Source organism: Proteus mirabilis ATCC 29906 (genome assembly GCF_000160755.1).
Taxonomy (GTDB): Bacteria; Pseudomonadota; Gammaproteobacteria; order Enterobacterales; family Enterobacteriaceae; genus Proteus; species Proteus mirabilis.
This window is the reverse complement of sequence record NZ_GG668581.1, coordinates 1-19,562: the sequence shown is the minus strand read 5'-3', so window position 1 is coordinate 19,562 and position 19,562 is coordinate 1. Positions and strand designations below refer to the sequence as shown.

Annotated in this window: 19 protein-coding genes; 16 read left to right on the top strand and 3 right to left on the bottom strand. The window is 40.0% G+C overall.

All coding sequences use genetic code 11. The features are described 5' to 3' along the window. Window positions 1–50 precede the first annotated feature (50 nt). From HMPREF0693_RS13895 to tatC, 9 genes are all read left to right on the top strand, one after another. Window positions 51–833, top strand: coding sequence for a tyrosine-protein phosphatase (locus tag HMPREF0693_RS13895; protein WP_004249528.1), 783 nt, complete (start codon window positions 51–53; stop codon window positions 831–833). A 71-nt stretch (window positions 834–904) separates the two neighbouring features. Beyond that, on the top strand, window positions 905–1,435 hold the full coding sequence (locus HMPREF0693_RS13890) for a DedA family protein (RefSeq protein ID WP_004246124.1): 531 nt from the start codon (window positions 905–907) through the stop codon (window positions 1,433–1,435). 102 nt (window positions 1,436–1,537) lie between these two features. Then, window positions 1,538–2,878 carry a DNA recombination protein RmuC gene (gene rmuC, locus HMPREF0693_RS13885; protein ID WP_004246122.1) on the top strand — a complete coding sequence of 447 codons (1,341 nt, stop codon included), beginning with the start codon at window positions 1,538–1,540 and terminating at the stop codon, window positions 2,876–2,878. 81 nt (window positions 2,879–2,959) lie between these two features. After that, on the top strand, window positions 2,960–3,715 hold the full coding sequence (ubiE, locus tag HMPREF0693_RS13880) for a bifunctional demethylmenaquinone methyltransferase/2-methoxy-6-polyprenyl-1,4-benzoquinol methylase UbiE (RefSeq protein WP_004246121.1): 756 nt from the start codon (window positions 2,960–2,962) through the stop codon (window positions 3,713–3,715). A gap of 1 nt (window position 3,716) precedes the next feature. Continuing rightward, complete coding sequence (locus HMPREF0693_RS13875) at window positions 3,717–4,358, top strand: ubiquinone biosynthesis accessory factor UbiJ (RefSeq protein ID WP_004246120.1); 642 nt, start codon at window positions 3,717–3,719, stop codon at window positions 4,356–4,358. After that, window positions 4,358–5,995, top strand: coding sequence for a ubiquinone biosynthesis regulatory protein kinase UbiB (gene ubiB, locus HMPREF0693_RS13870; protein WP_004246119.1), 1,638 nt, complete (start codon window positions 4,358–4,360; stop codon window positions 5,993–5,995). Before HMPREF0693_RS13875 ends, ubiB begins: the two co-directional genes overlap by 1 nt. Before the next feature lie 125 nt (window positions 5,996–6,120). Next, window positions 6,121–6,387, top strand: a complete 267-nt coding sequence (gene tatA, locus HMPREF0693_RS13865) for a Sec-independent protein translocase subunit TatA (protein ID WP_004246118.1) — start codon at window positions 6,121–6,123, stop codon at window positions 6,385–6,387. Between the two features lie 3 nt (window positions 6,388–6,390). Further along, window positions 6,391–6,930: a Sec-independent protein translocase protein TatB gene (gene tatB / locus HMPREF0693_RS13860; RefSeq protein ID WP_004246117.1), complete on the top strand. Its 540-nt coding sequence runs from the start codon at window positions 6,391–6,393 to the stop codon at window positions 6,928–6,930. Window positions 6,931–6,933: 3 nt separating this feature from the next. After that, on the top strand, window positions 6,934–7,719 hold the full coding sequence (gene tatC / locus HMPREF0693_RS13855) for a Sec-independent protein translocase subunit TatC (RefSeq protein ID WP_004246116.1): 786 nt from the start codon (window positions 6,934–6,936) through the stop codon (window positions 7,717–7,719). Between the two features lie 62 nt (window positions 7,720–7,781). On the opposite strand, the gene rfaH is transcribed toward tatC, so the two are convergent. Then, complete coding sequence (gene rfaH / locus HMPREF0693_RS13850; RefSeq protein ID WP_004246114.1) at window positions 7,782–8,282, bottom strand: transcription/translation regulatory transformer protein RfaH; 501 nt, start codon at window positions 8,280–8,282, stop codon at window positions 7,782–7,784. Window positions 8,283–8,566: 284 nt separating this feature from the next. Between rfaH and pepE the strand changes: the two genes are divergently transcribed. From pepE to fre, 3 genes are all read left to right on the top strand, one after another. Further along, a complete protein-coding gene (gene pepE / locus HMPREF0693_RS13845) occupies window positions 8,567–9,292 on the top strand; it encodes a dipeptidase PepE (protein WP_004246111.1) in 726 nt (241 codons plus the stop codon). A 119-nt stretch (window positions 9,293–9,411) separates the two neighbouring features. After that, complete coding sequence (ubiD, locus tag HMPREF0693_RS13840; protein ID WP_012368791.1) at window positions 9,412–10,881, top strand: 4-hydroxy-3-polyprenylbenzoate decarboxylase; 1,470 nt, start codon at window positions 9,412–9,414, stop codon at window positions 10,879–10,881. 15 nt (window positions 10,882–10,896) lie between these two features. Continuing rightward, window positions 10,897–11,598 (top strand): NAD(P)H-flavin reductase, encoded by a 702-nt coding sequence (gene fre / locus HMPREF0693_RS13835; protein WP_004246107.1) that lies wholly within the window; start codon window positions 10,897–10,899, stop codon window positions 11,596–11,598. A gap of 122 nt (window positions 11,599–11,720) precedes the next feature. On the opposite strand, the gene fadA is transcribed toward fre, so the two are convergent. Together fadA and fadB are read right to left on the bottom strand one after the other, a co-directional pair. Beyond that, complete coding sequence (gene fadA / locus HMPREF0693_RS13830; RefSeq protein WP_004246106.1) at window positions 11,721–12,884, bottom strand: acetyl-CoA C-acyltransferase FadA; 1,164 nt, start codon at window positions 12,882–12,884, stop codon at window positions 11,721–11,723. Between the two features lie 11 nt (window positions 12,885–12,895). Further along, the gene (fadB, locus tag HMPREF0693_RS13825) at window positions 12,896–15,076 is read right to left on the bottom strand and encodes a fatty acid oxidation complex subunit alpha FadB (protein ID WP_004246105.1); all 2,181 of its coding nucleotides are present in this window, start codon (window positions 15,074–15,076) and stop codon (window positions 12,896–12,898) included. Between the two features lie 288 nt (window positions 15,077–15,364). Here fadB and pepQ point away from each other — a divergent pair, with 288 nt between their 5' ends. The 4 genes from pepQ to hemG are packed head-to-tail and all read left to right on the top strand — an operon-like array spanning window position 15,365 to window position 19,347. Further along, window positions 15,365–16,699 carry a Xaa-Pro dipeptidase gene (pepQ, locus tag HMPREF0693_RS13820; RefSeq protein WP_004246104.1) on the top strand — a complete coding sequence of 445 codons (1,335 nt, stop codon included), beginning with the start codon at window positions 15,365–15,367 and terminating at the stop codon, window positions 16,697–16,699. After that, window positions 16,699–17,319, top strand: a complete 621-nt coding sequence (locus HMPREF0693_RS13815; RefSeq protein ID WP_004246103.1) for an IMPACT family protein — start codon at window positions 16,699–16,701, stop codon at window positions 17,317–17,319. Before pepQ ends, HMPREF0693_RS13815 begins: the two co-directional genes overlap by 1 nt. A 25-nt stretch (window positions 17,320–17,344) precedes the next feature. Continuing rightward, window positions 17,345–18,796 (top strand): Trk system potassium transporter TrkH, encoded by a 1,452-nt coding sequence (gene trkH / locus HMPREF0693_RS13810; protein ID WP_004246102.1) that lies wholly within the window; start codon window positions 17,345–17,347, stop codon window positions 18,794–18,796. Between the two features lie 20 nt (window positions 18,797–18,816). After that, complete coding sequence (hemG, locus tag HMPREF0693_RS13805) at window positions 18,817–19,347, top strand: menaquinone-dependent protoporphyrinogen IX dehydrogenase (protein ID WP_004246101.1); 531 nt, start codon at window positions 18,817–18,819, stop codon at window positions 19,345–19,347. Window positions 19,348–19,562 lie beyond the last annotated feature (215 nt).

The window sequence follows — 19,562 nt, the reverse complement described above, 5'->3', positions numbered from 1 at the left end:
TCTGTTAAGGTCTTGATGGTCTTAACAATACAACAATGAGAAGAGGCATTATGACTGATATCTTACAAACACATCCTTCGGTGTTGCCTTTAACAGGTGGGATTAACTTTCGTGATCTAGGGGGAAAAAAGCTCAGTAATGGCGGTATTATCAAACCCGGCTTACTCTTTCGCTCCGGTTCACTGGATAGATTAACGGATACCGATCAAGCGCTTCTTATTGATAAAAATCTTTTTCAAATCTTAGACTATCGTGACACAGGTGAAATTGTTGATAAGCCGGATCGAGTATGGGAAGGGGCACAATATTACCATGCTCCAGCCAATCCATTATCGAAAGAAGTGTCAGCTAACCTTGAAAAACTCACCCCAGAAATACTGGAACAGTTTGATGCTAAAGCATTTATGTTTCAGCTATATAAATTACTACCTATTAATAATCCGGCTTATAAACAGTTGGCAACGTTGTTGAAGCAACCAGAAAAAGGCGGTGTCATACAACATTGTGCAGTAGGTAAAGATAGAACGGGGGTGGGCTCTGCTTTAGTTCTATTTGCCTTAGGGGCCTCATTAGATGTGGTGATGGAAGATTACTTACTCACCAATGAAACATTAGCGCCTTTCCGCGCTTATCTTTTAGAAGAGCATGCTAAAACACTGAGTGAAAATGTGGTGAATAAATTTGCGTATGTTTATTCAGTACAAGAAGAGTTCCTGCAAACAGCCCTTGCCAGTATTAATCAACACTATGGCAATATCGATACTTGGCTTGAAAAAGATATTGGCTTGGATGCGCAAAGTAGAGAAAGCTTACAAAACTATTTTCTCGAATAGTGAAGTGATTTATATTCGGTTAAAGATGTTGTGCTTTTTTACTGAAATTAACCGAATTTAAGGTCTCTATTGTGACAGTACAAGACATTATTCATACCATCACTCTGTTTGTAAAAGAGCACGAAATATGGGCTGTGCCTATCGTGTTCTTACTCGCATTTGGTGAGTCACTTGCCTTTATCTCGTTATTAATACCTGCCACTGTTATCCTATTAGGCCTAGGAGCATTAATAGGTGAAAGTGGTCTACTCTTTTGGCCAATTTGGCTTGCCGCCGCCCTAGGCGCTTTTTTTGGTGATTGGATCTCCTATTGGGTGGGTTATCACTATAAAGAGGGGGTAAGAAACTTATGGCCGATTTCTCGCTCACCGCAGACCTTGGTAAGAGGGCATCAATTTTTTAATCGCTGGGGTGTTTGGGGGGTATTTATTGGGCGATTTTTTGGGCCTTTTCGGGCAATAGTGCCTTTAGTTGCGGGTATTTGTGCTATGCCACAACGCTATTTTCAGTTGGCGAATTTGGCTTCTGCGATGATCTGGGCATTTGGTATTCTGGCACCAGGGGCGTTTGGTCTGCAATGGCTGGCGAAATGGATAGGATAATTGCGTCCTTTATCGCAAATCAGCGTATGATGTAAATTGTTGCTAGACAATGTTACTGATGCGTTTTAACGTAGCCCGCTAGAAAATAAAAAGGTTACTTGAGTGGATATTCAGTTGTTATACGGGATCATTGGTTTATTAGGCGGTGTTTTGGTGGGGGGGATCGCCGTTTGGTGGCTTATCCAACAACGCTTAGCCGAAAAAGAAAACCTATTACGTGAAAATTATACTCAGCTTGCGGTTGCACAACAAAAAGCATTGGTGATCCCTTCTTTACAACAACAGATAGCGCACTTAGAGCAAGAGTTACGTGCACAACGTGAAATAATTACTTCTCAAGAAGCCGAATTAAGGGAAGTGACCACGCGTTGGGAAGAGAGCCGAATATCCGCTGAAGAGAAACAGCGTTTACTGCTTAATAGTGAACAACGACTAGCCACTCAGTTTGAAAATCTGGCTAACCGCATTTTTGAGCAAAGTGGACGTAAAGCGCAAGAGCTTAATCGTCAAGGTTTAACCCATCTCCTTTCTCCATTTCGAGAGCAACTAGAGAGTTTTCGTCGGCAGGTACAAGAAGGTTTTGGACAAGAAGCGCGAGAAAGGCATACACTGGTACATGAAATTCGCCAACTGCAACAACTCAATGTCAAAATGGCGCAAGAAGCCGTTAATCTGACTAATGCCTTAAAAGGGGATAATAAAATCCAAGGCAACTGGGGAGAAACGGTATTAGCGCGGATCTTAGAGTCATCTGGTTTACGCGAAGGGCACGAGTTTGAAACTCAAGTCAGTATTCGCCATGAAAATGGCAGTCGTTATCAACCCGATGTGATTGTGCATTTACCGCATCGTCGAGATGTGATTATTGATGCTAAAATGTCGCTGATTGCTTATGAAAGATACTTTAATAGCAGTGATGAAAATGAACAAAAACAAGCGCTGCATGCTCATGTGAACTCTATCAGAGCGCACATTAAAGGCTTAAGTCTCAAAGATTATCATAAGCTACCGGGAGTGACTTCGTTAGACTACGTTTTAATGTTTATACCGATAGAGCCTGCTTACCTCGTTGCTATTGGTCATTCTCCAGATTTATTAGAAGAAGCATTGAAAAATAATATAATGTTGGTTGGGCCATCTACTTTACTTGTTGCTTTGCGTACAATAGCCGCATTGTGGCGTTATGAATACCAAAGCCAAAATGCGCAAGAAATTGCTGATAGAGCGGCTAAAATGTATGACAAATTAAGACTTTTCGTTGATGATATGCAAGGGCTAGGTAATAGCATTCAAAAAGCGCAATCGGGCTATCTATTAGCGATGAAAAAACTCTCTGAAGGTCGTGGAAACCTTATCAGCCAAGCAGAAGGCTTTAAATCCTTAGGGGTTGAGATAAAAAAGACCATTGATAATGATCTGGTTGAAAAATCAGCTTCTGATTGATTTACATAAATAAAAATAGCGGTTTCCGGGCAAGAAATGTACTGAATTTACTAAATTTTGATTAATTAGCGGGCAAATAATATGACTCAACAATCTAAGGAAACAACAGATTTTGGTTTCCAAACCGTTGACAAAGATGAAAAACAAACCATGGTGGCCAAGGTTTTTCACTCTGTTGCATCTAAATACGATTTAATGAATGACTTAATGTCTTTTGGCATCCATCGTGTCTGGAAACGCTATACCATTGAGGCAAGTGGTGTAAGACGTAATCAACGTGTACTTGACTTGGCAGGTGGAACCGGCGATTTAACGGCAAAATTCTCTCGTTTAGTAGGAGAGAATGGTGAAGTGGTTTTAGCTGATATCAATGACTCCATGTTAAAAATGGGACGTGAGAAACTGCGTGATCACGGTATTGTTGGTAATGTCAGTTATGTACAAGCGAATGCAGAAGAGCTGCCATTCCCTGATGATTACTTTGACTGTATCACTATCTCGTTCGGTTTACGTAATGTGACTGATAAAGCCAAAGCGTTACGTTCTATGTTCCGTGTGCTAAAACCCGGTGGACGTCTATTAGTCCTTGAATTCTCTAAACCCGTTCTTGATCCGCTAAGTAAGATTTATGATGCTTACTCTTTCCATATATTACCAAGAATTGGTCAAGTGATTGTGAATGATGCAGATAGCTATCGCTATTTAACCGAATCCATTCGCATGCACCCAGACCAAGAAACATTAAAAGGAATGATGGAAGAAGCTGGGTTTGATCAGGTTTCCTATACCAATATGACTGGAGGTATAGTTGCATTACACAAAGGGTTTAAATTCTAAGATGGAAAAAGCCACTTTTTCTCATGATATTGCTTCTCAAGTGCTCTATCCACTGATAACTGCATCGATGGAAACGGCACTTAATCATGTTTTATATCAGGAAAATGTGCTTAAACCTGCCCGCAATCGCCTTGCGGGCAAAGTCTTGGCGCTTTCTATTAATGAGTTTCCTCAATCTATCTATTTAATTTTCAGCGAACAGCAAGTTGATGTGTTAACTCAATGGAATGATGAGACTGATTGCACGATAAAAACTAAATTATTAACCTTAATTAAACTCACTGACCGACAAAAGTTGTCTGAATTAATTAATCGTGGTGATATTACCATTGAAGGCGATATGCAGGTGGTACAAAACTGGTCTGCCTTGCTGGATATGGCACCCTGGGAGCCTGCGCAATATTTAGCGCCTTATATTGGTGATTTGGCTGCAGAAGGATTATCGCTTGCAGCAAGTAAAGGGCTCAAATTATTCACTACACTATTTGGCCGACAAAAAGCTTATTTAAGAGACGCTTTGATTGAAGAGTGGAAAACCGCCCCCTCAACATTAGAGACTGTCCATTTTTATGATGAAATAGAACAACTGGCACAGCAAACAGCCGAGTTAGAAAAACGGTTAAGCACCTTGGAGAAAAAATAATGCTCCTCAGTGAGTTAAAGCGCCTTTATCATATTATTAAAGTCTTCTTATCTTATGGGCTTGATGAGCTAATTCCTAAACATCGAATTACCTTGCCAGCAAGATTGGGGTGCCGAGCACTATTTTGGATCAAAAATCAGCATGCCGATAAACCATTAGGTGAGCGCTTACGACTTGCATTACAAACATTAGGGCCTGTTTGGATAAAACTGGGTCAAATGTTATCGACTCGACGTGATCTTTTTCCTCCTCATATCGCTGATCAGTTGGCGTTACTGCAAGATAAAGTAGCCCCTTTTGATGGTAAAAAAGCGCGACAATATATTGAAAAATCATTTGGTGGCCCTATCGATAAATGGTTTGATGATTTTGACGAAACACCTCTTGCTTCTGCGTCTATTGCACAAGTCCATACCGCTACATTGAAAGAAAATGGTAAAGAAGTGGTATTAAAGGTGATCCGTCCTGATATTCAGCCTGTTATTAAAGCGGATATTCGTTTGATGTATCGGTTAGCGAATTTATTGCCATTTTTACCCGATGGGCGTCGGTTACGGCCTAAAGAAGTGATCCGCGAATATGAAAAAACATTACTTGATGAGCTAAACCTATTACGTGAAGCGGCAAATGCCATTCAATTGCGTCGTAACTTTGAAAATAGCTCTATGCTTTATATTCCGGAAGTGTATTCGGATTATTGCCATGAAAATGTAATGGTGATGGAGCGTATTTATGGTATTCCTGTTTCAGATATTGATGCGTTAAATGCCCAAAATACCAATATGAAGCTATTGGCAGAGCGTGGGGTTAAAGTCTTTTTTACTCAAGTATTTAGAGACAGTTTTTTCCATGCAGATATGCATCCGGGTAATGTATTTATCAGTTATGATCATCCGGAAAATCCATACTATATTGGCATTGACTGTGGTATTGTCGGCTCACTGAATAAAGAAGATAAACGTTATTTAGCGGAAAACTTCTTAGCATTCTTTAATCGTGACTATCGTCGTGTGGCTGAGTTACACGTTGATTCTGGTTGGGTACCTGCTGATACCAATGTAGAAGATTTTGAATTTGCTATTCGCACAGTGTGTGAGCCAATCTTTGAAAAACCCTTGTCAGAAATTTCTTTTGGGCATGTGCTACTGAATCTTTTTAATACGGCTCGTCGTTTTAATATGGAAGTACAACCGCAATTGGTTTTACTGCAAAAAACTTTGTTGTATGTTGAAGGCTTAGGTCGTCAGCTTTATCCACAGCTTGATCTTTGGAAAACGGCAAAACCTTTCTTAGAAGATTGGCTACATAGTCAAATTGGTATTACTGCGTTGGTAAATGGTATCAAAAGTAAGGCGCCTTACTGGATTGAAAAGATGCCTGAATTGCCTGAATTGGTTTATGATAGCCTGAAACAACACAAAAATATGAAGTTAACGCTAGAAAAATTGACGGAACAAATAAGTTCACAGAGAGTCAAACAAAGACAGTCCTATTTTTTATTGGGTATGGGAACAACGCTATTTTTATGCGGTAGCCTGTTTTTTGTTTCTGGTTTTAAAACATTATTTAGTGTTTTTATCAGTTTAGGCCTTCTCGCATGGATTTGGGGCTGGTTTAAATCAGGTAATGCACAATAAAAACACATCAAAGTTTGTCTTTGAACAATTTATAATATGAATTCGAGATTCCCGAAAATTGAATTCGATGTATATAATGGGCACTGTTGTAAAGTATAACTCCTAAAATAGTTGAGGAACATAAAATGGGCGGTATTAGCATTTGGCAATTACTCATCATCGCTGTCATCGTAGTCTTATTATTTGGTACTAATAAACTGCGCACTTTAGGCTCAGATTTGGGTGCTTCAGTCAAAGGCTTTAAAAAAGCGATGGGTGACGAAAACCAAAAAGAGACCAACAACGCAGAAAAAACCACGAACGACGCAGATTTTGATACTAAAAATTTAGCGCAGAAGACTTCGACAGAAGAGAAGTCAACCACTGAGAGCAAAAATAAAGAGCAGGTGTAAACCGTGTTTGACATTGGTTTTAGTCAGCTGCTATTGGTCATGGTGATAGGTCTTGTTTTTCTGGGGCCAGAACGATTGCCCGTAGCAGTAAAAACAATTGCTGGCTGGGTAAGGGCATTGCGCTCTTTGGCGGCGAATGTGCAAAATGAGCTAACTCAAGAACTAAAACTTCAAGAGCTTCAAGAGAGCCTGAAGAAAGTGGAAGAGAAAGCGAATTTGCAAACATTATCCCCTGAGCTAAAAGCGTCGATGGATGAGTTAAAAGAGGCTGCACAGTCTTTAAAAGAAACTTATCAAGCACCTACAACGCCAGGATCTACAGAGACAGAGCAGTCTGTAAAAACCGACTCTACGGAACCTACGCCTTCTGATTTAGCGGCACTGGCTGAAGCGAATGAAGCGAATGAAGCGAATGACGATGTTCAACACAGTTCCAAAACGGTAACTGAAAATACAGAACATGTTATTAAGCCAGATGTTCCTGTTACCAAAACAGTAACAGTAGAGAAGAAAACAACTGATCAGGCAAATGGTGAGCACTAAAACATGGCAGTAAATGATACCCAACCGCTGATCAGCCATTTAATAGAACTGCGTAAGCGTCTAATGTACAGCTTAGTTTCAGTTCTAGTGGTTTTTCTGGCTTTGGTTTATTTTTCTAACGATATCTATCAATTAATCTCGGCACCTTTACTTGATAAGTTGCCGCAGGGGTCAAATATGAGTGCGACTGATGTTGCCTCAACTTTTTTGACGCCGATTAAATTGACTATTATGGTATCCGTTTTTGCTTCTGTTCCTGTGATCCTTTATCAGGTATGGGCTTTTATCGCACCAGCACTGTATAAACATGAACGTCGCTTAATGTTACCGTTACTGGTTTCAAGTACCGTATTATTTTATCTCGGTATGGCGTTTGCGTATTTTGTTGTGTTTCCACTTGCATTTGGTTTCTTTGTGAATACTACCCCAGAAGGGGTTAACTTTATTCCAGATATCAGTAAGTATTTAAGTTTCGTAATGACGCTGTTTATGGCGTTTGGGGCCGCATTTGAAGTTCCTATTGCGATCATCTTGCTGTGTTGGAGTGGTGTCACAACACCTGATGCATTAAAGAAAAAACGTCCTTATATCTTAGTGGGTGCTTTTGTTATTGGCATGGTATTAACGCCACCTGATGTTTTTTCTCAAACATTATTAGCAATACCGATGTATTTATTGTTTGAGATTGGTGTCTTGGTGTCCCGTTTTTATGTCAATAATGGCAGAAGAAAAACACCAGAAGAAGAAGCTGAAGAGGCTGAGGCGCAAGCAACAGAACAGCAGAAATAATTTTAGGAAGTGAGTTTTCTAAAAACATAATTTATTAACCCAGCTAAGGCTGGGTTAACTTTTTAGAAAGGCTCTTTTTTAAACTCTTTATTATCAACGGATTTTTTCACTTCATTATTTAATATTTTTAATAGCAAAATAGAGCGAGTTTCGCCGTCTGGCTCTTGGTATATCGCTTTGATCCCCTGAAAAACACCTTCCGTAATTAATACATAATCACCACTATGCGGCACATTTTCTTCACTGTAGATAACTGAAGACGGTGTCGGCGATTGTAAGGTATCTATAACCTCTTGTGGCACTGTGACAGGATAGCGTCCAAAGCGCACAAAGGCATTAACACCACGGGTAGAATTTATCGTAGTGGTATGAATGACCTCTGGATCAAATTGAATAAATAGATAATTCGGGAACAAAGGCTCGGTGACCAAAGTTCTTTTATTTCTTATTAACTTTTCTATTGTCACCATCGGCGTAAAGCAGATCACCTGCTGACGTTCTAAGTGTTCGATCGCCCGAGCGATTTGTCCGCGTTTACAATACAGAAGGTGCCAGTTTTTCATAATAGAGACAAAGGGTTAGTTGATTCTAATTAGGAGGATAATAGCAAATTTATGATAAAGGTAACAGTAATCTGTCGGTAAATGTAACAAGTGAAATGCAATTTTATACTAGAAAATGATCACTGAAACCGTGTTCAGACGCAATAAATGCAGTGGTTTTGAGAAGTTTCAATCTTATCTCAGATAGAGGTAACAAGTTGACAAAAAAATGATGGCAAAAACAAGAAAAAACTCCCAAGATAATTATCTTAGATCCTGATCCATAATTATAAAGAGGTTTTCAAATGGAAGTTTTTTTATTGAGTAATGGGAAGATTGCCGGGGACCCACAATGGTTAAGTTACGCCAAAGATAATATCGACAGCATGATTAAAAAGCGTGGTATTCGTTCTGCCGTGCTTATTGCATATGCGGTTATTCGTTCTGATCACGACCAACGTGCTCGTGAATTATCAGAAGTATTAGGTATTGAAGTGACTTGTATTGAACATTTTGATTCAGAAGTGGAAGCCATTAACAATGCTGAGTGTATTTTAGTTAGTGGGGGGAATACGTGGTTATTAAACCAAATGCTGCATGAGAAAGGATTAGTGGTTCCTATCCAGCGTGCAGTTCGTGAACGTAATATCCCTTATATCGGTTGGAGTGCGGGTTGTAATGTTGCCACTCCGACTATCCGTACTACAAATGATATGCCTGTGCGCTGTTCTGTTGTTATGCCTTCACTGGGATTATTCCCTGTACAAATTAACCCGCACTATATTGATGCCACCATTAGTGGACATATGGGCGAAACTCGAGATGAGCGTATTGCGGAGTTTTGTGCGATGAACCCAGACGAGATAGTGGTTGCCATTCGTGAAGGTAGTTACTTATATATTCAGGGTGAAGAGTTACGTTATTACAGCGCTAAAAATGAAGGCTTTAAAATTTTCCAACATGGAAAAACTTTTCCAGAACAGTTTGATACAAAAATGTTGGCAAAATGGGTTCCATTTCGCTGTTTATAATAATAATTTGCAATCTCATATAAAAGGCATTGCTTTTTAGTGAGTTATGCGTTTAGCTTATAGTGTTTCAAAGAGGGCTTTGCCCTCTTTTCTCTCACTCACTGGCTCGTAAGATTATGATGAAATACCGCGATTTAAGAGATTTCCTTTCATTACTCGAAGAAAAAGGTGAATTAAAACGCATCACCTTTGAAATAGATCCCTACCTTGAAATGACCGAAATAGCGGACAGAACATTACGTGCTGGTGGGCCTGCACTGTTATTTGAAAATCCTAAAGGGTTTGATATGCCAGTGCTATGTAATTTATTTGGTACACCTGAGCGTGTTGCTATGGGGATGGGGCAAGATGATGTTAAAGCCTTACATGAAGTGGGTAAGCTATTAGCATTTTTAAAAGAGCCTGATCCTCCGAAAGGATTTCGTGATCTTTTTGATAAGTTACCTAAATTTAAGCAAGTTTTAAATATGCCAACTAAGCGCCTGAGCAAAGCCCCTTGTCAGGAGGTTGTGTTAACTGGCGATGATGTTGATTTAACTAAGATCCCCGTGATGCATTGTTGGCCTGAAGATGCAGCACCTTTGATTACATGGGGACTTACAGTAACGCGAGGGCCATTTAAAGAGCGCCAGAATTTAGGTATTTATCGCCAACAAGTGCTTGGCAAAAATAAAGTGATTATGCGTTGGTTATCTCATCGCGGTGGCGCGTTAGATTTCCAAGAATGGTGTCAAAAACACCCAGGAGAACGTTTTCCCGTTTCTGTTGCATTAGGAGCTGATCCTGCGACAATTTTAGGTGCCGTAACGCCAGTACCAGATACATTATCTGAATATGCCTTTGCTGGATTATTGCGAGGTAATAAAACAGAAGTCGTTAAATGCCTTTCCAATGACTTGGAAGTCCCGGCAAGTGCCGAAATTATTCTCGAAGGGTATATTGAACCCGGTGAGCTTGCACCAGAAGGGCCATATGGTGATCATACTGGTTATTATAATGAGATTGACTCTTTTCCAGTATTTACCATAACACATCTAACACGTCGTAAAGATGCTATCTATCACTCTACTTATACAGGGCGTCCACCGGATGAGCCGGCAGTATTAGGCGTTGCGCTTAATGAAGTATTAGTACCGATATTACAAAAACAATTTCCTGAGATTGTCGATTTTTATTTACCTCCTGAAGGTTGCTCTTATCGTTTAGCGGTTGTGACCATGAAAAAGCAGTATGCTGGTCACGCTAAACGCGTAATGATGGGAGTTTGGTCTTATTTGCGACAATTTATGTATACTAAATTTGTGATTGTTTGCGATGATGATGTGAATGCAAGAGATTGGAAAGATGTGATTTGGGCTATCACAACTAGAATGGATCCCGCAAGAGATACCATTATGATGGAAAATACGCCAATTGATTATCTTGATTTTGCTTCACCTGTTTCAGGTTTAGGCTCCAAAATGGGGTTAGATGCGACCAATAAATGGCCCGGTGAAACAGAGAGAGAGTGGGGGCGACCTATCGTAATGACGGATGAAATAAAACAGCGGGTCGATACTATTTGGGAACAGCTCGATATTGTTAAATAATAATAGAGGAACAACATGGCGATACTGAACTGTAAAGTCTCACTCGTTGAGCCGATAACAGATACGGTGTATCGGGTAAGATTATTACCTGATGGCCCATTTGATTTTCAGGCTGGACAATACCTTTTAGCGGTTATGGATGAGCGAGATAAGCGCCCATTCTCTATTGCCTCTATTCCCGAAAATAAAGACTTTATTGAGCTTCATATTGGCGCGTCAGATCTGAATCTTTACGCAATGGCTGTGCTCGATCTTATTTTAGAAACTCAACAATTAAAGATTGATATTCCCCATGGTAATGCGTGGTTTAGACAACAGAGCCAACGTCCTTTGTTGCTTATCGCAGGAGGAACAGGATTTTCTTATACTCACTCTATCTTGCTAGCGGCATTACAAGAAAATCCTCAACGTGCGATAACGCTTTATTGGGGAGGACGAGAGCAGGTGCATCTTTATGATCTTAATGAGTTGCAAGATTTAACGGAAAAGTATCCCTCATTATCAGTCGTACCTGTTGTTGAACAACCTGATGACGCTTGGCGTGGTAGAAAAGGGACTGTATTAACGGCAATTAGTGAAGATTTTGGCGATTTATCATCCTATGATATTTATATCGCAGGACGTTTTGAAATGGCTAAAATAGCGCGAGATCGTTTTTGTAATGAGCGTAATGCTGATAGAGAACGCTTATTTAGTGATGCTTTTGAGTTTATTTAATAAGCAATAACGATAAAAAAACCATAAAAAAACCCGCCCCTGACGGCGGGAAAATGGTTAAAAAACCAAGCAATCAAACATGTCAACCAAGTGATATTACTCAAAATGAAAAATCATCTTGATTAAACTCGCTCAATAATGGTTGCTATCCCTTGGCCTAATCCAATACACATTGTCGCTAATCCTAATTGTGCATCTTTACGCTCCATAATATTTAATAGCGTGGTGGTTATTCTGGCACCAGAACAACCTAATGGATGCCCAAGTGCAATAGCACCACCATTAAGATTGATTTTGTCATCAATGCTATCGAGTAAATTCATTTTTTTCATGCAAGCTAAGGATTGCGCTGCAAAGGCTTCGTTAAGTTCAAAGATATCAATATCACTGAGGGTTAACCCTGCTTTCTTTAGCGCTATTTCAGTGGCAGGAACGGGACCATATCCCATGATTGCCGGATCACAACCTGTTACCGCCATCGAACGAATAATTGCACGGGGTTTTAAATGATGTTGCTTAGCATAACTTTCGCTCGTGATAAACATCGCGGATGCCCCATCAGAGACGGCCGATGAATTCCCCGCAGTGACGGAGCCCGTGGCGGGATCAAACACGGGTCTAAGTTGTGCTAATTCATCAAGACTTGGGTTATAACGGATAACCTCATCCGTGCTGACGCGTATAAAATCTCCTGCTGCATCATGACCATTAATGGCAACAAGTTCGTTGTCAAAATAGCCTTTTTGGGTCGCGAGGGCGGCTAAATGGTGTGAGCGATAGGCGAATTTGTCTTGTTCTTCACGAGATATTTGAAATGATTTTGCTAACATTTCTGCAGTTAACCCCATTGAGAATGAAGCCTTTGCTACAGAAAGATTTAATGCTGGGTTAAAGTCAGCATTATAGGTCATCGGTACATGACCCATATGTTCAACGCCACCAATTAAAGCAACTTGGCTCTCTCCTAACATAATTTGGCGAGCACCGTCATGCAAGGCTTGCATCGAAGAGCCACATAAACGATTGACGGTTACTGCCGGAACTTTATGCGGTAATTCTGCTAATAGTGCGGCATTACGTGCAATATTAAAGCCTTGCTCTAAAGTTTGTTGCACACAGCCCCAAATCACATCGCCAATATCATTGGGATCAATATCAGGGTTACGCTTAAGCAAAGCTTGCATTAATTGCGCAGAGAGATTTTCAGCTCTTACATGGCGAAATGCCCCGCCTTTTGAACGTCCCATTGGGGTGCGAACACCATCAATTATGACAACCTTTTCCATTTCTTCTCTCCTTAAGCGAGTTCTCTGATGTTAACATCTACTTTTGCAGGCTTTGGATAGTAGGTTTCGTTACGTAATGCTTTTTGTTTTAAGCTCTCAGGAATTTGGTAAAGTGGCCCTAATTCTGAGTATTGCTCTGCATTTGCAACAAATTGTGCTAATCCAATGGTATCGAGGTAACGGAAGACACCACCACGGAAAGGAGGGAAGCCTAAACCATACACTAATGCAATATCGGCTTCTGCAGGTGAGGCGATAATGCCTTCATCTAAGCAACGAATAACTTCATTGATCATTGGGATCATCATACGAGCAATAATAGTGTCTTGGTTAAATTCCTGTTTTTTGCCGACATGATGTTCAATAAGGCTGTGAATATCGTTATCTACCTGCTTTTGTTTTTTACCACGCTTATCAATAGTGTAGTCATAGAAACCATGATTATTTTTCTGACCATAGCGTTGTTGTTGATATAAAAGCGCAATAACGTCTTTATCAATACTTCCCATTCTGTCTGGGAAACCTTGAGCCATCACTGCTTGAGCATGATTCGCTGTATCGATACCGACAACATCCAGTAAATAAGCCGGACCCATTGGCCAGCCAAAGGCTTTTTCCATCACTTTATCTACAGCAATAAAATCAGCACCATCTCTTAATAAAAGAGAAAACCCGGCGAAATAAGGGAAGAGCACGCGATTGACAAAGAACCCCGGACAGTCATTAACAATGATTGGCGTTTTACCCATTTTGCTAGCATAACTGACAATGCGATTAATCGTCTCTTCGCTGGTTTTTTCACCTTTAATGATCTCAACTAAAGGCATGCGGTGAACGGGATTAAAGAAGTGCATTCCACAGAAATTTTCAGGGCGTGTTAGTGATTTGGCAAGTAGCGAAATGGGGATTGTTGAGGTATTCGAAGCAAGTACAGCATGATCAGCAAGGAGCGCTTCGGTTTCAGCAAGTACAGAGGCTTTTACTTTAGGGTTTTCAACCACCGCTTCGACCACAATTTGTGCATCAGCTACACTGGCATAGTTTAGGGTAGGATGAATAGAGGCGAGGGTTTTTGCCATATCAACGGCACTCATACGTCCTTTTTCTTGACGTTTTTGTAACAGACTGAGTGCTTCTGTCATACCCAATTCAAGGGAGTTGGCATTAATATCTTTCATGGTAACAGGAATGCCTTTTAGTGCAGATTGATAGGCAATTCCGCCACCCATGATCCCCGCGCCTAATACTGCCGCTTGTTTTGGTAAGCTAGCATGACGTTTTTTAGTAATACCTTTCACATATTGATCATTAAGGAAAATACCCACTAATGCTTTGGCAACATCGGTGCGGGTCAGTTTGACAAAGTTTTCTGTTTCCAATTCAAGTGCCGCTTTTCTATCTAGAAATGCGGCTTTTTCTATCGTATTAACGGCGGTCATTGGGGCTGGATAATGAGGGCCTGCGACTTTCATCACCATGCCTTTTGCCACAGCAAATGACATTTTATGTTCAAGTTCCGTTAATCTTAATGCCACAGTTTTAGGTTGACGAGCAGCTTGCCAGTCAAATTTGCCATCAATGGCTTGCTCTATCAGTGAAATGGCACTTTCTTTTAGCTTATCAACAGGGACAATAGCTTGAATTAAGCCATTCTTAAGTGCTGTTTCGGCATTAATATCTTTACCTGCGGTAATAATTTCTAAGGCATTATCAACGCCAATAAGGCGAGGTAGCCGAACAGAGCCACCAAAACCCGGCATAATACCAAGTTTTGTTTCGGGTAAACCAATGCGTAAATCCGGTGATGCAATACGAAAATCCGTTGCTAATACACATTCACAGCCACCGCCTAGGGCGTAGCCATTAATGGCAGAAACTGTAGGAACGGGGAGATCTTCTAATCGATTGAAAATATGATTAGCAAAATGTAGCCATTGTGTCAGTTCTTCAACCGGTGCATCAAAAAGTGATAAAAATTCGGTAATATCGGCACCAACAATAAAGGCGGGTTTTTCTGAACGTAAAATAACCCCTTTTAGATCAGATGTGTTTTCTAATACTGTTAACGCTTCGCTTAACATTGCCACCGTTTTTGTATCTAATTTATTAATAGAACCGCTAGCATTGAAAACGAGCTCAACAATACCTTGCTTCACCCAATCGGCTTGAATATTTTCGCTTTGATAGAGCATTTGTATTCTCCCTAAAGTATAAACTGGTATGACCAGATAATTAGAGTGTGAATACAATGTTAATTAATTGCAAATATTCGATTAAGGAAATGTAGGGCTGATCACAATGAAATTATCTAATATATTGATTTTTATATGATTGGTTTAAATGAATAAATCAGCATAATTAAGGATCGTAAAAACATAGTAATAAGTCATGGTAAGCTATTTTTGCTATGGTGTTACCCTGTAAAAGAGTTGGCGTGTTAAGCTGAATAATTAACAATAAATAAAGATAGGTGATTAGTAATGGAAAAATTGCTTTCTCTGTATCAAGAACATATCAAAACACTACAAAATCGTACTCGTGATGCTTTATCTAGACACCACCTTGATAATGTCTTGATTCACTCTGGTGAACCTATTGGTGTTTTCCTTGATGATAGTGATTACCCTTTTAAAGTGAATGCACACTTTAAAGCGTGGGTGCCAGTAACTGATGTGCCACATTGTTGGTTATTGGTTGATGGTGTCAATAAACCAAAACTCTGGTTCTATTCACCTGTTGATTATTGGCATAGTGTTGAAGCTTTACCAAGTAGCTATTGGACCCATGAAATTGAGCTGATCCATTTAAAAAATGTCGATGATATTCAAAAAGAGCTAGCACCTTTTATTAATAAAAATACTGCTTATATTGGGCCAAATACACAACGGGCTGATTCATTAGGTGTCAGTCTTGATAATGTTAATAACCAATCTCTTCTTAACTATTATCATTATTATCGTGCTTATAAAACGGGTTATGAACTGGCATGTATGCGCGAAGCGCAGAAAATGGCAGTCAATGGACATATCGCCGCTCGTGAGGCATTCCAAGCTGAGTTAAGTGAATTTGATATTAATATGGCTTATTTAATGGCAACAGGACATCGGGACACAGATGTACCTTATGGCAATATTGTTGCATTAAATGAACATGCTGCTGTTTTGCATTACACCAAATTAGATCATCAATCGCCAGATGAATATCGTAGTTTCCTCATTGATGCAGGAGCAGAGTATAATGGGTATGCTGCGGATATTACGCGTACTTATTCAGCGAAAGAAAATCATGAATTTACTGCTTTAGTCAAAGATATGAATGATGCGCAACAGGCATTGATAGCGACAATGAAAGCGGGAGTACGCTACAGCGAATATCATATTCAAATGCATCAACGTATTGCCGGATTATTACATAAATACGGTATTGTTAAGGGAATTAGCGAAGAAGAGATGGTGAGTGAAGGATTAACAACTCCCTTCTTACCACATGGATTAGGCCATGCGCTAGGTTTACAAGTTCATGATGCGGGTGGATTTATGCAGGATGATAAAGGGACTCATTTAGCTGCGCCAGCCATGTATCCTTTCTTACGTTGTACACGTATTGTAGAGCCGGGAATGGTACTTACCATTGAGCCAGGATTCTATTTTATTGATTCATTATTAGCACCTTGGCGTGAAGGGAAATATCGTAGTCATTTTGATTGGCATTTGATTGAACACTTCAAGCCTTTTGGTGGCATTCGTATTGAAGATAATATTATTATCCACGATAACAAAATTGAAAATATCACAAGAGACTTACATTTAGCCTGATGAAAGCTTATTTGATCCCCGCTGAAACGGTAGAATTCAGTGAAGAAATAAAGAAGAGCCGTTTTATTACATTTATTGCTCATACTGAAGGGATTGAGGCTGCCAAAGCGTATATCCAATCAATTAAAGCGCAGTTTCCCGATGCTCGGCATCATTGTTGGGCATTTGTTGCCGGAAGACCTGATGATTCACAGCAGTTAGGTTTTTCTGACGATGGTGAACCAACAGGCACGGCGGGAAAACCTATTCTAGCACCCCTGTTAGGGAGTGGTATGGGAGAGGTGACTGCGGTTGTGGTACGTTATTTCGGCGGGATCAAATTAGGCACTGGTGGATTAGTACGTGCTTATGGCAGTGGGGTACAGCAGGCATTAAAACTTTTGCCAACGAAAACTAAAGTACCTCAGCGCCGATTTCTTGTGGAGTGTGAATATTCCTTGGTGTCATTACTTGAGCAAGTTGTTGCAGAATATCAAGGGAAGATCCTCTCTAGTGAATATACTGATAAAGTCACTTTTGAACTATCATTGCCAGCAGTAGAGAGTGAAAAAGTTGAAAGTAAACTACGCGATATCAGTCGTGGCAGTATGCAATTAATATGTTTAGAACCGAATGAATAATCGTTGCTACCAAGGAAATCGCTAAATGCATTTTCGTTCAATAACCCGAATTGTTGGGCTACTTGTTATTTTATTCTCTGTCACGATGATCATCCCCGGTATCGTTGCGTTGATCTATCGGGATGGTGCAGGACGAGCATTTAGTCAGACATTTATTGTCGCTCTTATTATTGGGCTAATGTTGTGGATCCCCAATCGAAACAATAAAAGTGATCTAAAACCCAAAGAAGGTTTTCTTATTGTGGTTTTATTTTGGACTGTGTTAGGCAGCGTAGGGGCATTGCCTTTTATTTTTTCGGAACAACCTCATCTATCGATTACCGATGCCTTTTTTGAATCTTTTTCCGGATTAACAACCACAGGGGCTACGACACTTGTTGGGTTGGATAGCTTACCTAAAGCGATTTTATTTTATCGCCAAATGCTGCAATGGTTAGGGGGAATGGGGATCATCGTATTAGCGGTGGCCATTCTTCCACTGTTAGGCGTTGGGGGAATGCAGCTTTATCGGGCAGAAATGCCGGGGCCTTTGAAAGACAATAAAATGCGCCCAAGGATCGCAGAAACTGCGAAAGCATTGTGGCTGATTTATGTCTTACTCACTATTATTTGTGCCCTTGCGTTGTGGATTGCGGGTATGGACGTGTTTGATGCTATCTCGCATAGTTTTTCTACTATTGCAATCGGTGGATTTTCTACCCATGATGCAAGCATTGGCTATTTTAATAGTCCAACAATTAACGTCATTATTGGTGTTTTTCTATTAATTTCAGGGTGTAACTTTGCTTTACACTTTTCGGTTTTAACAGGGCGAAGCCTCAATATTTATTGGCGTGATCCTGAATTTCGCATGTTTATCTTTATACAGCTCGGATTAGTGATTATTTGTAGCCTTGTTCTATGGCTCTATTCGGTATATGACTCTGGATGGACAACAATTAATCAAGCTTTTTTCCAAGTTGTTTCAATGGCAACAACCGCAGGGTTTGCAACAGATAGTTTTGCCCAGTGGCCAACTTTTTTACCTCTGTTACTGTTGTGTTCTGCCTTTATCGGGGGCTGTGCTGGTTCAACGGGGGGGGGATTAAAAGTAATCCGTATCTTACTGCTGTTTTTACAAGGCTCTCGTGAATTAAAACGTCTTGTACACCCTAATGCGGTTTATACGATTAAACTAGGACATCGAGCATTACCAGAGCGTATTATAGAAGCGGTTTGGGGCTTTTTCTCAGCATATGCTTTAGTGTTTATTATTAGCTTAATGCTATTAATAGCGACAGGCGTTGATGAGTTTTCTGCTTTTTCTGCTATTGCTACAACACTTAATAATTTGGGTCCAGGATTAGGTATTGTTGCTGATAACTTTACAACAATGAATCCAGCCGCTAAGTGGATACTTGTTGTCACCATGTTATTTGGCCGATTAGAAGTTTTCACATTATTGGTTTTATTTACACCAACATTTTGGCGTGATTAACCAAAAACAAGGAGTGATGTATGAGCGCGCTGTTGCTGTACTGCAGTACAGATGGTCAAACTAAAAAAATAATGACGCACATAGCTAATGAACTAAGACAACAGGGCTATGAATGTGATGTAAGAGATTTAACTGCTGTTCACCATAGCCTTAATTTATCTGCTTATAATAAAGTGTTAGTTGGGGCATCAATTAGATATGGCTATTTTAATAAAGTACTGGATAAATTTATTACCCAACACCTTTCTCAATTAAATAGTATGCCATCCGCCTTTTTTGGGGTGAATCTTACGGCAAGAAAAGCTGAAAAGAGTACGCCAGAAACCAATGCTTATATGCGTAAGTTTTTAGATAAGACTCCATGGAAGCCTAGATTAACAGGTGTTTTTGCAGGCGCGCTTCTTTACCCACGTTATAAATGGATTGATAGAGTGATGATCCAGCTTATTATGAAGATGACTAAGGGTGAAACCGATCCAACAAAAGAAATCGAATATACTGATTGGAATAAAGTTAGTGAATTTGCGACAAAATTTTCCAAAATTGAGTGATATCTGTTCGTTGTGACCTGTTTTTTGTACGTATTGTTGGTGTTTTAATCGAACGGTGAATTTTTTTCAAAAAACACTTGCGCTAATCTGAGAAGCCCCTATAATGCGCACCCACTGACCGACGATGAGCTGACAACAGCAACGACGGAAAGGGAAGAGAAAAGAAAAAAGTTTGAAAAAACTCTTGACTCTTCATAGGAATAGCGTAGTATACG

Excerpts from the sequence above, each read along its gene's own strand:
- pepQ (WP_004246104.1), top strand. The coding sequence starts at position 15,365 with ATGGAAAAATTGCTTTCTCTGTATCAAGAACATATCAAAACACTACAA.
- HMPREF0693_RS13895 (WP_004249528.1), top strand. The coding sequence starts at position 51 with ATGACTGATATCTTACAAACACATCCTTCGGTGTTGCCTTTAACAGGT.
- hemG (WP_004246101.1), top strand. The coding sequence starts at position 18,817 with ATGAGCGCGCTGTTGCTGTACTGCAGTACAGATGGTCAAACTAAAAAA.
- tatA (WP_004246118.1), top strand. The coding sequence starts at position 6,121 with ATGGGCGGTATTAGCATTTGGCAATTACTCATCATCGCTGTCATCGTA.
- trkH (WP_004246102.1), top strand. The coding sequence starts at position 17,345 with ATGCATTTTCGTTCAATAACCCGAATTGTTGGGCTACTTGTTATTTTA.
- fadB (WP_004246105.1), bottom strand. The coding sequence starts at position 15,076 with ATGCTCTATCAAAGCGAAAATATTCAAGCCGATTGGGTGAAGCAAGGT.
- HMPREF0693_RS13815 (WP_004246103.1), top strand. The coding sequence starts at position 16,699 with ATGAAAGCTTATTTGATCCCCGCTGAAACGGTAGAATTCAGTGAAGAA.
- pepE (WP_004246111.1), top strand. The coding sequence starts at position 8,567 with ATGGAAGTTTTTTTATTGAGTAATGGGAAGATTGCCGGGGACCCACAA.
- tatC (WP_004246116.1), top strand. The coding sequence starts at position 6,934 with ATGGCAGTAAATGATACCCAACCGCTGATCAGCCATTTAATAGAACTG.
- fre (WP_004246107.1), top strand. The coding sequence starts at position 10,897 with ATGGCGATACTGAACTGTAAAGTCTCACTCGTTGAGCCGATAACAGAT.
- HMPREF0693_RS13875 (WP_004246120.1), top strand. The coding sequence starts at position 3,717 with ATGGAAAAAGCCACTTTTTCTCATGATATTGCTTCTCAAGTGCTCTAT.
- rfaH (WP_004246114.1), bottom strand. The coding sequence starts at position 8,282 with ATGAAAAACTGGCACCTTCTGTATTGTAAACGCGGACAAATCGCTCGG.
- ubiD (WP_012368791.1), top strand. The coding sequence starts at position 9,412 with ATGAAATACCGCGATTTAAGAGATTTCCTTTCATTACTCGAAGAAAAA.
- ubiB (WP_004246119.1), top strand. The coding sequence starts at position 4,358 with ATGCTCCTCAGTGAGTTAAAGCGCCTTTATCATATTATTAAAGTCTTC.
- fadA (WP_004246106.1), bottom strand. The coding sequence starts at position 12,884 with ATGGAAAAGGTTGTCATAATTGATGGTGTTCGCACCCCAATGGGACGT.
- ubiE (WP_004246121.1), top strand. The coding sequence starts at position 2,960 with ATGACTCAACAATCTAAGGAAACAACAGATTTTGGTTTCCAAACCGTT.